The following is a 14,677-nucleotide window of genomic DNA, read 5'->3' as shown; positions in this document are numbered from 1 at the left end:
GCTTACTGCGCAGGCTGCGGGACGCGACCCACGCCACGCACGACGCCATCGACGCGGCGCAGGATCGAAGCAGACATCTCGCGGCGCAGTTCGTCGGCGAGGATCTCGCGCTCGGAGGTCGTGCCGGTCAAATTCGTCGACTGCGCCACATAGTCGCGCGATAGCTCGACCACCTGCTGCGGCACCAATTCGCTGCCGTCTGCACGCAGGAAGCGGAACACCACCGCATAGCGCAGGCTGTACTCCTGTGCGCGCCCAAATTGGTCGAGCGCGATTGGGCGATCGCCCCAGCGCTCGGACAGGATGTCCAGGGTCGCCACCCTGGCGTCGGCATCTTCGGCCGGGATCGCACCGGCGGCCTTCAGACCCACGGCCACGTCACGCGCCAGCGGGCTGTAGGGATCGGTCGCGGCGACTTTGACCGGGCCGAGGTCGGCCGGCAGCGCGATCTTGCTGCGCAGGTGGAAGCCGCAGGCGCTCAGCGAGGCCACGAGCAGGGAAAGGGCCAGCAGGCGCAGCAGCGAGGTCGGTTTCATCATGGGCAGGAGTCTGGACGAGGGCGACGAGCCCGGCAACTGGGCTACCGAGCCTGCACGATCGTGCGTGAACACGGCTTGAGACCTCACCCGGCGACCAGGTTGACGATCTTCCCCGGCACCACGATGACCTTGCGGATCGTGAGACCTTCCAGGAACTTGGCCGTGTTCGGCTCGGCCTTGGCCAGTGATTCGATCAGGTCCTTGGGTGCATCGGCCGCGACCTCGATCGTGCCACGCAGCTTGCCGTTGACCTGCACCGCCAGCGTTACCGAATCGCGCACCATCGCCGCCGTATCGGCCTGCGGGAAATGCAGGTCTTCCAGCAGCGTCTCGTCATGGCCCAGCAGCTGCCACAGCGCGTGGCTGGAATGCGGCGTGATCGGGTTGAGCAGCAGCGCGGCGGCTTCCAGCGCTTCCTGGCGCACGGCACGGGCCGGCTCGCTGGTATCGTCGAACTTGCCCAGCGCGTTGGACAGCTCCATCACCGCCGCGATCGCGGTGTTGAAGCCGTGGCGCTTGCCGTAATCGTCGCCGACCTTGGCGATGGTCTCGTGGGTCTTGCGGCGCAGGGCCTTCTGGTCGGCGTTCAGCGCGGCCACGTCCAACGCCGGCGCGGGGCCGGCATCGGCGTGCTTCTGCACTTGGGTCCACAGGCGGCGCAGGAAGCGCGACATGCCTTCCACGCCGGCCTCGTTCCACTCCAGCGACTGCTCCGGCGGCGCGGCGAACATGGAGAACAGGCGCACCGTATCGGCACCGAACTTGTCCACCATCGCCTGCGGGTCGACGCCGTTGTTCTTGGACTTGGACATCTTCTCGACGCTGCCGATCTGCACCGGCTGGCCATCGGCGGCGAGCGTGGCGCCGACGATGCGGCCCTTCTCGTCGCGCTGCACGTCGACCAGGGCTGGATTGATCCAGTCCTTCGAGCCATCGGCGTTCTCGCGGTAATACGTCTCGGCGATCACCATGCCCTGGGTGAGCAGATTCGTCGCCGGCTCATCGCTCTCCACCATGCGCGCGTCGCGCATGAGCTTGTGATAGAAGCGGAAATACATCAGGTGCAGGATCGCGTGCTCGATGCCGCCGACGTACATGTCCGCCGGCATCCAGTAGTTGGCACGCTTGTCGACCATCGTCGCCGCGCCGGGGCTGGTGTAGCGCGCCACGTACCAGCTCGACTCCATGAAGGTGTCGAAGGTGTCGGTCTCGCGCTCGGCCGCGCCGCCGCAGTCCGGGCAGGTGGTCTTGCGCCATTCCGGATCGGCCTTCAGCGGCGACTTCACGCCGTCCAGGGTCACGTTCTCCGGCAGCAGCACCGGCAGCTGGTCGTCCGGTACCGGCACCGCGCCGCACTTGGCGCAATGGATCACCGGAATCGGGCAGCCCCAGTAGCGCTGGCGGCTCACGCCCCAGTCGCGCAGGCGATAGTTCACCCGGCGCTGGCCTTGGCCCTTGCGCTCGAAACGCTCGGCCAGTGCTTCAAACGCACCGCGGAAATCCAATCCGTCGAACTCGGCCGAATTGATCAGTTGGAACTCGCGGGTTTTGTCCGAATACCAGTCGCGCCATTCGGTGCTGTCGTAGCTGGACTCGGCCTCGTTGCGCGGCTCCTTCAGCTGGATCACCTGCACGATCGGCAGTGCGTACTTGTTGGCGAACTCGAAATCACGCTGGTCATGCCCGGGCACGGCCATCACCGCGCCGGTGCCATAGCCCATCAGCACGAAGTTGGCGACCCACACCGGCACGGTTTCGCCGGTGATCGGATGCATGGCCTTGAGGCCGGTGTCCATGCCGCGCTTTTCCTGGGTTTCCAGTTCCGCTTCGGACACGCCGCCCAGCTTGAGTTGCTCCAGGAACGCGGCCAGTTCGGGATTGTTCGCCGCGGCCTTGAGCGCCAGCGGATGCTCGCCGGCGATCGACACGAAGGTCACGCCCATCAGCGTGTCCGGGCGCGTGGTGAACACCATCAGCGGCTCGTGGCCGCCTTCGACGTTGAACTGGATTTCCAGGCCTTCCGAACGGCCGATCCAGTTGCGCTGCATGGTCTTGACCGACTCGGGCCAGCCATCGAGGGTGTCCAGGCCGTCCAGCAGCTCCTGGGCGTAGTCGGTAATGCGCAGGAACCACTGCGGGATCTCGCGCTTTTCCACCAGCGCGCCCGAGCGCCAGCCGCGGCCGTCGATCACCTGCTCGTTGGCCAGCACGGTCTGGTCCACCGGATCCCAGTTCACCACCGAAGCCTTGCGGTAGGCGATGCCCTTGCGCAGCAGGCGGGTGAACATGCGCTGCTCGTGCACGTAGTACTCAGGCGAGCAGGTGGCGAACTCGCGCGTCCAGTCGATCGCGTAACCCAGCGATTTGAGCTGGGTGCGCATGTGCGCGATGTTGGCGTAGGTCCACTTGGCCGGCGCGGTTTTGTTCTTGATCGCGGCGTTCTCGGCCGGCAGGCCGAAAGCGTCCCAGCCCATCGGCTGCAGCACGTTGTGCCCGGTCATGCGCTTGTAGCGGCTGATGACGTCGCTGATGGTGTAGTTGCGCACGTGACCCATGTGCAGCGCACCGGACGGGTACGGCAGCATCGACAGGCAGTAATACTTGGGCTTGTCGGAGGTTTCGCTGACCTCGAAAGCCTTGCTGGCGTTCCAGAACTGCTGCGCGGAGGTTTCGACCGACTTGGGGTCGTAGGCGTGGGTTTCGGGAACGGCGGACATGGCTGGAGGGTCGCGAAGGCAGCTGCAAAGCCGCGAAGCGTACCGCAGCGCACCACCGGCTGCACCCGCGCGGGGCCCGCGCCGGGCGCGCCGGTCAGCCCTGCAAGGTGCCCGTCAGCGGCCGCGACGGGCCGCTGATCCCCGCCAGCGCACACCATCCGAACCACAGCAGCACCGAGATCCGCTGCGACAGCCCATCGGGCAGAAACGCCGGCAGCACCATGGCAAACGCCACCACGGCCAGCACCAGGACCGGCCCGCCACGGACCAGCCCGCGCCATTCCGGCTGGCCGCGCAGCCCGTTCGCCAGCAGCAACGCCGACGCCAGGCTGGTCGCCCACCACAGCCCCCAGGCCGTGGCATGGAGCTGGGTGCCGGTGCCGCGCAGCTGCTGTGGTTCCAGGTGGAACAGGCCCATCGCCACCAGGCCCAGCGCCGACAGGAACATCAGCTGCGCGCCGATGCGCTGCGGCCAGCCGGCCTTCAACGGCAGGCGCAGGCGCAGCGCGAAGGCCACCATCGCGCACAGCGCGCCGGGCAGCACGAAGCCCAGCAGATTGAACAGCTGCGCGTTGGGAATGCCATCGGCGCCCAGCAGCGCCACCGGATGGATCCACTGCGAATAGCCCTGATCTTTGAGCGCCGCGCCGAAGCCCAGCACCGCGCCGATCCAGGTAAGCAAGGCGACTGGCGCGCACCACCGCCACCAGCGCACGTGGGACAGCGTCATGGGCGGCACACCGGGACGAGTTGCGCACGACGCGCGAGGGACAACGCAGGACGGGATTTCATGCGCACGCAGGCTAACGACGTCGCCACAGGTGTCAATGCCGCTGGATGCGCGCCTTGTATCCTCGCCGCGCCGGCACCATCTGCCTGCCATTGCCGTTGCAAGGATCCGAGCTGCCCATGAGCACCCTGCCCCACGTTTTCGACGCCACCACCGACACCTTCGAGACCGAGGTGCTGCAGAAATCCATGACCACCCCGGTGCTGGTGGACTTCTGGGCAACCTGGTGCGGCCCGTGCAAGACCCTGGGGCCGCTGCTGGAAAAACTGGCCGACGAGTACAACGGCGCGTTCGAGCTGGCCAAGGTCGACGTGGACGCCGAGCAGCAGATCGCCGCCGCGTTCCAGATCCGCTCGGTACCGACCGTGTTCCTGGTGAAGGACGGCCAGATCGTCGATGGCTTCCCCGGCGCGATGCCGGAGGGCCAGCTGCGCGCCTTCCTGCAGCAGCATGGCGTCGAACCGGCCGAAGCGGCGGCCAACGAAGAAGAGCCCGAGGCGCTGGTGCCGCTCAGCCCGGCCGAACAGGTCGCCGAGCTGCGCGCGGCCATCGCTGCCGAGCCGGACAAGGACGAGCTGAAGCTCGATCTGGCCCTGGCCCTGCTGGGCACCGGCGAGGCCGCCGAAGCCGAAACCCTGCTCGACGCCCTGCCCGCCAACCTGGCCACCGACGACCGCGCGGTGAAGGCCCGCGCCCGCCTGGGCTTTGCCGCCCAGCTCAAGGACGCCCCGGCGCCGCAGGCGCTGGAAGCCGCGCTGGCCCAGGACGACGCCGATCTGCGCGCCCGTCACCTGCTCGGCGTGCACAAGCTGGTCGCCGGCGACGCCGAGGGCGCGCTGGAACACTTCATTGAACTGCTGCGCCGTGACCGCGCCTGGGAAGAGGGCCTGGCCAAGAAGTCCCTGATCGACGCCTTCCGCGTGGTCGAGGACGAAGACCTGGTCGGCAAGTACCGCCGCCGCATGTCGTCGCTGCTGTTCTGATCGACGCTGCCCCAGGACGCCGCCGTCCCGGGTGCCGAGCGTTCGCAGGTGTGGGAGCCGCTTCAGCGGCGATGGCCTTTTCCTGTAAAGCCCGTCGCCGCTAAAGCGGCTCCCACATTCGTTGTCCATCATTCGGAACGCCTCTGCGGACGCGTTCGCCGCGGTTAGAGATGGGTTGGCACTGCGAAAACACACCCGCCAGCTCTCCATACCCGCGCGTATGTTAGCCTCGCCTCCCGCCCGTTCGTCGCGATGCGCCTGCCGATGAAGCCCTCCACCCTGCGCCACGGCCTGAACCTGTGGCCGCCGTTCCTGTTCACCGGCATCCATGTCACCGCCATCGCGCGCGACTGGCGCCATGCGCGGGTCGAACTGCGGATGCGGCCCTGGAACCGCAACTACGTCGGCACCCATTTCGGCGGCAGCCTGTTCGCCATGACCGATCCGTTCTGAATGCTGCTGGTGATGCAGGCGCTGGGGCGCGACTACTTCGTCTGGGACAAGGCTGGCGAGATCGAATTCGTCAAACCCGGCCGCGGCGCGGTGGTGGCCGATTTCCATCTGACCGACGAGGTGCTCACGCAGCTGCGGACCGCCACGGCCGGTGGTGCCAAGCACCTGCACTGGTTCGACGTGGACGTGACCGACGCCCAGGGCGAGGTCGTCGCCCGGGTTCGCAAACAGCTCTACGTGCGGCTCAAGCCAGCCGCGCGTGGCCAAGCCGCGGCCGACGCAACCGGTTCGACAAATCCCGCGCCCGGCAACAACTGACGACAACGCAGCGGTGCGCGCACCGCGGATGCTGCGGCGCCGCAGCTACAATGCGCGCCATGTCCAACCCCACTGCGCCCCGCCCTTCCCTGCAGAGTCTGTTCCTGACCGGCCTGCTCACCCTGCTGCCGATCTGGCTGACCTGGGTGGTCATCAAGTTCGTCTTCGTGCTGTTGTCCGATGCCAGCAAGCCGTTGGTCGAACCGATCTCGCGCAGCCTCGCCCAGGATTTCCCCGTGGTCGCCTCCTGGCTAACCGGGCAGTCGGTTCAGGCAGTCATCGCGCTGGTCGCCACCTTGCTGGTGATCCTGCTGGTCGGCTTCCTGGCGCGGCGCGTGGTCGGGCAGACGCTGCTGCGCTGGTTCGAGGCGCTGATCAGCCGCGTGCCACTGGCCAGCACCATCTACACCAGTGCGCGCCAGCTGCTGGACATGCTGCAGACCAAGCCGGGCAGCACCCAGCGCGTGGTCCTGATCGACTTCCCGCACCGGGACATGAAATCCGTTGGCCTGGTCACCCGCGTGATGCGCGAGGAAGGCACCGGTCGCGAGCTGGCCGCCGTCTACGTGCCGACCACGCCGAACCCGACCTCCGGCTATCTGGAAATCGTCCCGGTCGAGCTGCTGACCCCAACCGACTGGACCGTCGACCAGGCGATGAGTTTCATCATCTCCGGCGGCGCGGTGGCGCCTGATTCGATGCCGTTCACCCGCAGTGGCGATCGCATCGCGTGAGTGGCGTGACGCGCACGCTCGATGACCGCGCGGTGCGCCTGTTCATCGCGCTGGCGGCGTTCCTGTGCGTCAACGCGGTGCTGGCCGAATTCATCGGCGTCAAGATTTTCGCCCTGGAAGACACCCTCGGCATCGCGCCGCTGCAGTGGAACCTGTTCGGTGAAAGCGGCTCGCTGAGCTTCACCGTCGGCACCTTGCTGTGGCCGTTCGTGTTCGTGCTGACCGACACCATCAACGAGTTTTTCGGCCGCAAGGGCGTGCGCTTCATCTCGTGGGTGGCGGTGGCGCTGATCGTGTACGGCTTCCTGTTCGCATTCCTGGCGATCAAGACCGCGCCGGCCGGCTGGTGGATTTCGGCGGCCGCCAACCAGGGCGTGCCCGACTACCAGGCCGCGTTCGCCGCGATCTTCGGCCAGGGCATGTGGTCGATCGGCGGCTCGATCGTGGCGTTCCTGCTGGGCCAGCTGATCGATGTCTCGGTGTTCCATCGCATCCGCAATGTCACCGGCGAGAAGCACGTGTGGCTGCGCGCCACCGGCTCGACCGCCGTGTCCCAGCTGGTCGACAGCTTCGTGGTGATCTACATCGCCTTCGTGCTCGGCCCGCAGCACTGGTCGATGCAGCGCTTCCTGGCCATCAGCACCGTCAACTACGGCTACAAGATGCTCGCCGCCGTGGCGATGATCCCGTTGCTGTACCTGATGCGCCACGCCATCCGCGCCTACCTCGGCCACGAACGCGAGGAACAACTGCGCATGGAAGCCGCCGCGGACTGAGCTTTCCCCTGTAACCCGCTGATCTGCAACGGGACAGCCCGCACACCCCGCTCAGGAATGTGAGGAAGATCCTCACCTAGAATGGGCCGATGAAGCCTCTCCTGATCTCCGCGTTGGCCGTGCTGGCCGCCGCGGCACCGGTGGCCGCGCGCTCGCCGGAAGCCGCATCCAATCTGAAATCGCTAAAGCCGCTGGCCGCCTCGCAGCCAACGATGACGGCGCCTGTGCCGTCGTCGGAGGCCCTGCCCGATCTGGCCCGGCTCGCGCCCGACGCCGATCCCGAAGTGCTGGCACTGGGCCTGTCGGCGATGCAGTGCGCACAAGCGCATGGCACTGGCGAGAACGCCGATCGTCTCGCGGTGATCGACTACAGCCGGTCCTCGCTGACGCCGCGGCTGTGGGTGTTCGACCTGGCCCAGCGCAAGCTGCTCTACAAGGAACTGGTGGCGCACGGCCAGGGCTCCGGAGGCGACCTGCCCGACCGGTTCTCCAACGAGGACGGCACCCACGCCTCCAGCCTGGGGTTGTTCTATACGCGCGATACCTATCAGGGGAAGAACGGCTATTCGCTGCGCATGGAAGGCCTGGATGCCGGCTTCAACGACGCCGCGATGAGCCGGGCGATCGTCATGCACGGCGCGCCCTATGTCAGCGCCGAGGCCGGCAGGAAGATGGGCCGCCTGGGCCGCAGCTGGGGCTGCCCGGCGGTGCGCGCGGCGATGGCCAAGCCGATCATCGATGTGATGAAGGACGGCCAGTTCGTGTTTTCGTATTACCCGCAGCAGGCTTGGCTGACGCGCTCGACGCTGGCCCAGTGCGCGATGGCGCGCCTGCACGGCAAGCCGCAGGCCAATCCCGACAAGGCCGTCGCCACGCGCTAGGCTGTGCCCTTCCAACGGCCAGGGAGGCCAACGCGATGCGGCGATCTGCAGGTGTGTGGCTGGGCCTTCTGTTGTGCATCGCCGTGCAGGCGAGTGCGGCCGTGCCGTTCTGGGGCGCGAAGCAATCCAGCCCGATCGATACGTCGCCGGCAACGCTCAAGCCCGGTGAGTGGGTGTGGGGCGGCGATGACAAGAACGCCGGCCCGATGGCGGTGGTGGTCAGCCTGACCGAGCAGCGCGCCTACGTGTACCGCAACGGCATCCTGATGGCCTGGACTACGGTCAGCACGGGCAAGGCCGGGCACGAGACCCCGACCGGTGTGTTCACCATCCTGCAGAAGGACAAGGACCACCGCTCCAGTATCTACAACAGCGCGCCGATGCCCTACCAGCAGCGGCTCACCTGGGACGGCGTCGCCCTGCATGCCGGCGGCCTGCCCGGCTATCCCGAATCGCACGGCTGCGTGCACCTGCCCAGCGCCTTCGCCGAGAAACTCTTCGGCGCCTCCAACATGGGCATGACCGTGGTGGTGGCCGAAGAAGGCTCGGCGCCGGTGTCGCTGGTGCACCCCGGCGCGCTCAGCCCGATCGATCCGACCACCGGCAAGGACGTGGACATCCCGCTGCTGGAAGACGGCCGCGCCTGGCGCTGGGAACCCGGCCGCGCACCCGAAGGCCCGCTGTCGATCGTGCTCAGCCGCAGCGACCGCATCCTGTTCGTCTATCGCAACGGCACCGAAGTCGGCCGCACCCGCATCACCCTCAACAGCCCGACCCCGCGTACCGGCACGCACGCCTACATCGTCGCCGCCGGCTACGTGCCGCCGGTGGCCGGCAACGTCGATGTCGCCGCGTCGATGCCGTCGTGGATCGCGATCGGCGTGCCCGGCCGCGAAGATGAAGCCGGCGCCGCCCTGCCCGCCGATGAGGTCAACCAGGTCGTGATCCCCGACGCATTCAAGGCGCAGGTGTTGCCGTTGGTGCAGCCTGGCACCGTGCTGGTCGCCACCGATGCGCACGTGCTGCCGCAGACCACCGGCGTGCACGTGCAGGTGATCGATTCGGATCCGCCGGAGCGCTGATCAGGGCGAGCGCGCTGGCTTCAAGCGCGCTTCGCACAAGCCCTTGGGCGTCCAGTTCTGGACCACCGTGGTGGCTGGCGCCGCGCTGTCGTGCAGGATCAGCACTAGCCCGCGCCGGGTCTCGCTACCAGTCGCCATCAGCATCATCGGCGGCCCGGCGGGGATGATCCGCCCGGTATCGCCGGGATGGTCGATGACCATGCCTTGCGGCGTTTCCAGGCAGGTCTCGCCACTGACCGTGTACCAGGCTTCCGGGCCCGAATGCACATGGGTCCGCGTGATCATGCCGGGCGTGAACACCGCCTCCATGTACTGCGCCGCGTAGTCGTGTTGCGCGCTGATCGGCAGCGGCCCGATGGTCGCGCGATGCGTGCCGCCTGTTGGCGTCGACCACGCCTTGGGCGCGATGGTCATCAGCCAGACCTCGCCCAGCGATTCGATCACCGTGCCGTGTTCCGAGCGCGCGGCCTGCGCCGTGGCGAGATCAGGGAAACGGTCGACCTGCCAATACGGCGGCTGTGCGAAACGCCCGACCGGCTGCTCGTTGAGGATCCAGCAGCCCACCTCACCCGTGCGCTCGGCCACGGGGCGGCAGCCTTGTGGTGGCATCGGATGGTCCATCGCCTGCGCGCCGAGGTCTGATATTGGAAGGACGGCCAGTACCAGCATCCAGGCCCCAACCTGCCTGAGCGTTCGATCGATCTTGCTTCGCATGGTGCTGCCATTCCTTCTGCCCGGGCGATCCCAGCAAGTCCAACGCGCGTTGGCGCATCCGCCGGCCGCGCACTGGCCGAATGACTTCCGGGGGATATACGCCACCGCATGGATCGCGCACGATCCGGCCATCCCCATGTTGAAAGGAATCACCATGCTGCAGATCCGTGGCCTGTCCAAGACCTATGCCAACGGCGTGCATGCGCTCAAGGACATCGATCTGGATATCCCGCGCGGGATGTTCGGCCTGCTCGGCCCCAATGGCGCCGGCAAGTCCTCGTTGATGCGCACCATTGCCACGCTGCAGGAACCCGACGCAGGCAGCATCACCCTGGATGGCCTGGACGTGCTGGCCGACAAGACCGGCGCGCGCCAGCGACTGGGCTACCTGCCGCAGGAATTCGGCGTCTACCCCAAGGTCAGCGCCGAAGCGATGCTGGACCACTTCGCCGTGCTCAAGGGCGTGACCGCACGTGGCGAGCGCAAGGCGCTGGTCGAAGCCCTGCTGCAGCAGGTGAACCTGTGGCAGGTCCGCAAGCGCAAGCTGGGCGGATTCTCCGGCGGCATGCGCCAGCGCTTCGGCATTGCCCAGGCGCTGATCGGCCAGCCCTCGCTGATCATCGTCGACGAACCCACCGCCGGCCTGGACCCGGCCGAACGCAACCGGTTCCTCAACCTGCTGGCCGAGATCGGCGAGAACACGGTGGTGATCCTGTCCACCCACATCGTCGAGGACGTGACCGACCTGTGCCCGCGCATGGCGATCATCGCCGGCGGGCAAGTGCGCTTGGCCGATGAGCCGCGCAAGGCCATCGCCTCGCTCGACGGGCGGGTGTGGAAGAAGACGCTGGACAAGGGCGAGCTGGCCGCGCATGAGGCACAGTTCAACGTGCTGTCCACGCGCCTGGTCGCCGGCGCCCCGGTGATCCACGTGCTCAGCGACGCCGCGCCGGGCGAAGGCTTCATCGCCGCGCCGGCGGATCTGGAGGACGTGTACTTCGGCGAGCTGCGCCGTGCCGCCGTCACCGCCCGCGCGGAGGCCTGAGCCATGCTGCTGCACCTGTTGAAAATGGAGCGCAGGCTCCTGCTGCGCAATGGCGTGTTCTGGGTGGTGCTGGCAGTGTTCGCCGGCATCGGCTTTGCCATGCTGGCCTCGAACAACGTGTCCTATGGCGGCGGCGTCGGCAACGTGATGCGCAATGCCCCGGCGGTGACCACCGTGGTGCTGGGCTCCTTCAGCGTGATGAGCGTGCTGTTGACGACGATCTTCGTTGGCGGCATCGCGCTGCGCGATTTCGAGACCCGCGCCGCCGAGTTGTTCTTCGCCACACCGATGCGCAAGGGCGTGTACCTGGCCGGGCGCTTCGGCGGCGGTTTTCTCGCCAGTCTGGCGATCATGCTGGGCGTGATCTTCGGCATGTGGCTGGGCAGCAAGATGCCGTGGCTGGACCAGGCACGGCTGGGACCAACGCCCTGGGCGGCCTATGCCTGGGCGATGGGCGTGCTGGTCGTGCCGAACCTGCTGTTCCTCTCCGCGCTGCTGTTCGCGTTGGCGACGGCCACCCGCTCGATGCTCTACACCTACATCGGCGTGATTGCGTTCTTCGTGCTGTGGATGCTGTCCGATTCGCTGAGCTCGGATCTGTCCACGCGCTGGATCGCGGCCCTGGTCGATCCCTCCGGCGGCGCCGGCATCGCCGATCAGATCCGCTACTGGTCCAGCGCCCAGCTCAACACGCAATTGCCGCCACTGAGCGGCCTGCTGCTGGGCAACCGCGCCCTGTTCCTTGGGCTGACGGCGCTGTTGCTGTGGGCGACCTATGCCCTGTTCCGCGCCGATCGCGAAGGCCTGGTGCTGCGCCGCAAGCGCAAGATCGCCACGCCGCTGGCAGAGGAATACAACGCGGTGACGCTGCCGGTCGTGCAGCTACGCACAGGATTTTCCGCGCGCCTGACCCAGTTCCTGCACCAGGCGCGCTTCGACCTGCGCCAGACGTTGCTGGGCGCGCCACTGGTGGTCATCGTGCTGGTCTGGCTGTGCGTCGTCGGGGTGATCTTCTATTCCGGCGGGCGCATGTACGGCACCGCCACCTGGCCGGTCACCGGGCAGATGCAGCTGCTGATGAACGGCAGCATGAGCCTGCTGTTGATCATCGTGCTGACCTTCTACGCGGGCGAACTGGTGTGGCGCGAACGCAGCCAGGGCGTGGCCGAGGCCACCGATGCCTATGCCACACCGGCCTGGATTCCCCTGGCCTCCAAGCTGGCGGCGCTGGGCTGCGTAGTCGTGCTGTTCCACGTCGTTGGTGCCTTGCTGGGCATGGGCTACCAGCTGGCACACGGCTACACGCGCATGGAGCCGTTGCTGTATCTGCAGGCGATGATCCTGGACAGCATCGGCTACCTGCTGATGGCGGCGCTGGCGGTGTTCCTGCAGGCCGTCAGTGGCAACAAGTTCATCGGCTATGTGCTGGTGATCGTGGTGCTGGTCGGCCGGATGGCGCTGGGCATGCTGGACTTCGACCACCTGCTGTATGCCTTCGGCCGCGCCAGCCCCACGCCGTATTCGGACATGAATGGCTGGGGCCATTTCATCGGGCCGAGCCTGTGGTTCCGCGCGTATTGGGCGGCGCTATGCGGGGCGCTGCTGGCGCTGGCCTACATGCTGTGGCCGCGCGGCACCACCCTGCACTGGCGCGAGCGCCTGGTGCAGCTGCGTCGTCGTTTGCGTGGCCCGGCTGGCGTGGTGTTGACGGTCTCGCTGGTGGCCTTCGTGGCCCTGGGCAGCTGGATCTTCTACAACACCAACGTGCTCAACCGGTACGTGCCGGGCGACCTGGCCAAGCAGCAGAGCGCTGATTACGAAAAGGCCTACCGCCAGTACAAGGACCTGCCGCAGCCGCGCGTCATCGCCATTCGCACCGAGGTCGATATCACCCCGGCGACGCGTACCGTGCAGATCCGCGGGCATTACCGCATGCGCAACAACACGCAGGTGCCGATCACCCAGCTCCACGTCAACCTGGATCCGGAAGTGACCGTCAGCAGGCTCGACTTCCCCGCACACCAGGTGAAGCTGCGCGACACCGTCCACGGCTACACGATCTACACGCTGGACCGGCCGTTGGCGCCCGGCGCGGAGATGGATTTCGACTTCACCCTGGACGATGCACCGCATGGGTTCCCGCTCAGTGGCGGCAACACGCAGGTGGTCTATAACGGCACGTTCTTCAATAACTTCGCCGCGCTGCCGCAGTTCGGTTACGACCCCAACCAGCAACTCTCAGACGTCAACGACCGGCGCAAGTACAAGCTGCCCGACGTGCCGCGGATGAACCCCATCGGCGACACCAAGGCCTACGCCGACAACTACCTGGGCCCGAATGCAGGCTGGGTGGATTTCGAGACCACCGTGTCCACCACCGATGGTCAGATCGCGCTGGCGCCCGGCACGCTGCAGAAGGACTGGCGCAAGGACGGACGCCACTACTACCAGTACAAGGGCGAGACCAAGCTGCTGGCGTTCTTCTCCTGGCTGTCGGCCGATTGGCAGGTCAAGCACGATCGCTGGAATGACGTGGCCATCGATGTGTATTTCGATGGCCAGCATCCCTACAACGTCAACCGCATGATCGCTTCGACCAAGAAATCGCTGGACTACTACACGCGCAACTTCTCGCCGTACCAGTTCAAGCAGGTGCGCATCCTGGAGTTCCCGGGCTACCAGCGTTTCGCCCAGTCCTTTGCCGGCACGATCCCGTATTCGGAAGCGATCGGCTTCATCGCCCGGGTGGAGGATGCCGAGGACATCGACTATCCGTTCTACGTGACCGCGCACGAGGTCGCACACCAGTGGTGGGCGCACCAGGTGGTGGGTGCCAACGTGCAGGGCGCGACCATGCTCAGCGAGTCGCTGGCCCAGTACTCGGCGCTGATGGTGATGGAGCACGAATACGGCCCGCGCAAGATGCGCAAGTTCCTCAAGTACGAGCTGGACAGCTACCTGCGCCAGCGCCCGACCGAACGCGTGGCCGAGCAGCCGCTGGCACTCAACGAGAACCAGCAGTACATCCACTACAACAAGGGCTCGATCGCCTTCTACGCGCTCAAGGACATGATTGGCGAGGACACGTTGAATCGCGTGCTGGCCGGCTTCCTGCGCAAGCACGCCTTCCAGGCCGCGCCCTACCCGACCACGCGCGACTTCATGGCTGATCTGTATGCCGGCACCGAGGCGCGCTTCCATCCCTTCATCCGCGATCTGTTCGAGCGGATCGTGTTCTGGGAAAACCGCACCACCGATGCCACCGCCCGCAAGCTGCCCAACGGCAAGTACGAAGTCACGCTGAAGCTGCACGCCGCCAAACAGGTCGCCGACGGCAAGGGCAAGGTCACCGCCGAAGCCGTCGACGAATGGGTCGATGTCGGCGTGTTCGCGCGCAAGCCGGGCGCGAAGGAGGCCGACGAACAGGTGCTGTCCCTGACCAAGCACCACGTCACCGCAGCCGAGACCACGCTCACGCTGGTGGTCGACCAGCTGCCGTACGAGGCCGGCATCGATCCGTACAACAAGCTGATCGACACCGACTCGGACGACAATCGCCGCAAGGTGACCGTGCAATAACCCTGTCAGCAGCGTGCTGAATCGCGGGGCCTCAGTGGCGACACCACTGAGGCCCTGCTTGAATGG

At 66.8% G+C, this 14,677-nt stretch carries 11 protein-coding genes and 1 pseudogene; 8 read left to right on the top strand and 4 right to left on the bottom strand.

Going from position 1 to position 14,677, the window contains the following annotated elements; translation table 11 throughout:
• Nucleotides 1-2 precede the first annotated feature (2 nt).
• From lptE to BMZ17_RS12620, 3 genes are all read right to left on the bottom strand, one after another.
• A complete protein-coding gene (gene lptE, locus BMZ17_RS12630) occupies nucleotides 3-539 on the bottom strand; it encodes an LPS-assembly lipoprotein LptE (RefSeq protein WP_254775292.1) in 537 nt (178 codons plus the stop codon).
• Between the two features lie 83 nt (nucleotides 540-622).
• A complete protein-coding gene (gene leuS, locus BMZ17_RS12625; protein ID WP_093138916.1) occupies nucleotides 623-3,256 on the bottom strand; it encodes a leucine--tRNA ligase in 2,634 nt (877 codons plus the stop codon).
• A gap of 94 nt (nucleotides 3,257-3,350) precedes the next feature.
• Nucleotides 3,351-3,986 (bottom strand): DUF998 domain-containing protein, encoded by a 636-nt coding sequence (locus BMZ17_RS12620; RefSeq protein WP_093138915.1) that lies wholly within the window; start codon nucleotides 3,984-3,986, stop codon nucleotides 3,351-3,353.
• Between the two features lie 179 nt (nucleotides 3,987-4,165).
• Here BMZ17_RS12620 and trxA point away from each other — a divergent pair, with 179 nt between their 5' ends.
• From trxA to BMZ17_RS12590, 6 genes and pseudogenes are all read left to right on the top strand, one after another.
• Complete coding sequence (trxA, locus tag BMZ17_RS12615; RefSeq protein WP_093138914.1) at nucleotides 4,166-5,029, top strand: thioredoxin; 864 nt, start codon at nucleotides 4,166-4,168, stop codon at nucleotides 5,027-5,029.
• A 264-nt stretch (nucleotides 5,030-5,293) separates the two neighbouring features.
• Nucleotides 5,294-5,800, top strand: a pseudogene (locus BMZ17_RS12610) (DUF4442 domain-containing protein).
• A gap of 59 nt (nucleotides 5,801-5,859) precedes the next feature.
• Nucleotides 5,860-6,534 (top strand): DUF502 domain-containing protein, encoded by a 675-nt coding sequence (locus BMZ17_RS12605; protein WP_093139710.1) that lies wholly within the window; start codon nucleotides 5,860-5,862, stop codon nucleotides 6,532-6,534.
• A gap of 5 nt (nucleotides 6,535-6,539) precedes the next feature.
• Nucleotides 6,540-7,310 (top strand): queuosine precursor transporter, encoded by a 771-nt coding sequence (locus BMZ17_RS12600; RefSeq protein WP_093139706.1) that lies wholly within the window; start codon nucleotides 6,540-6,542, stop codon nucleotides 7,308-7,310.
• An 89-nt stretch (nucleotides 7,311-7,399) separates the two neighbouring features.
• Nucleotides 7,400-8,191, top strand: a complete 792-nt coding sequence (locus tag BMZ17_RS12595) for a murein L,D-transpeptidase catalytic domain family protein (protein WP_093138913.1) — start codon at nucleotides 7,400-7,402, stop codon at nucleotides 8,189-8,191.
• Between the two features lie 35 nt (nucleotides 8,192-8,226).
• Entirely contained in the window at nucleotides 8,227-9,273 is a 1,047-nt protein-coding gene (locus BMZ17_RS12590; protein WP_093138912.1) for a L,D-transpeptidase, read from the top strand.
• Here BMZ17_RS12590 and BMZ17_RS12585 read toward each other — a convergent pair whose 3' ends face one another.
• Entirely contained in the window at nucleotides 9,274-9,987 is a 714-nt protein-coding gene (locus BMZ17_RS12585) for a hypothetical protein (RefSeq protein ID WP_139202910.1), read from the bottom strand.
• A 154-nt stretch (nucleotides 9,988-10,141) separates the two neighbouring features.
• On the opposite strand from BMZ17_RS12585, the gene BMZ17_RS12580 reads away from it, so the two are divergent.
• The gene (locus BMZ17_RS12580) at nucleotides 10,142-11,032 is read left to right on the top strand and encodes an ABC transporter ATP-binding protein (RefSeq protein ID WP_093138910.1); all 891 of its coding nucleotides are present in this window, start codon (nucleotides 10,142-10,144) and stop codon (nucleotides 11,030-11,032) included.
• A gap of 3 nt (nucleotides 11,033-11,035) precedes the next feature.
• Nucleotides 11,036-14,611 carry a M1 family aminopeptidase gene (locus tag BMZ17_RS12575; protein WP_093138909.1) on the top strand — a complete coding sequence of 1,192 codons (3,576 nt, stop codon included), beginning with the start codon at nucleotides 11,036-11,038 and terminating at the stop codon, nucleotides 14,609-14,611.
• The last annotated feature ends 66 nt before the right edge of the window (nucleotides 14,612-14,677 follow it).

Source organism: Pseudoxanthomonas sp. GM95, assembly GCF_900109775.1.
Taxonomy (GTDB): Bacteria; Pseudomonadota; Gammaproteobacteria; order Xanthomonadales; family Xanthomonadaceae; genus Pseudoxanthomonas_A.
The sequence above is the reverse complement of the archived record's forward strand: the minus strand, read 5'-3'. Positions and strand labels throughout refer to the sequence as shown.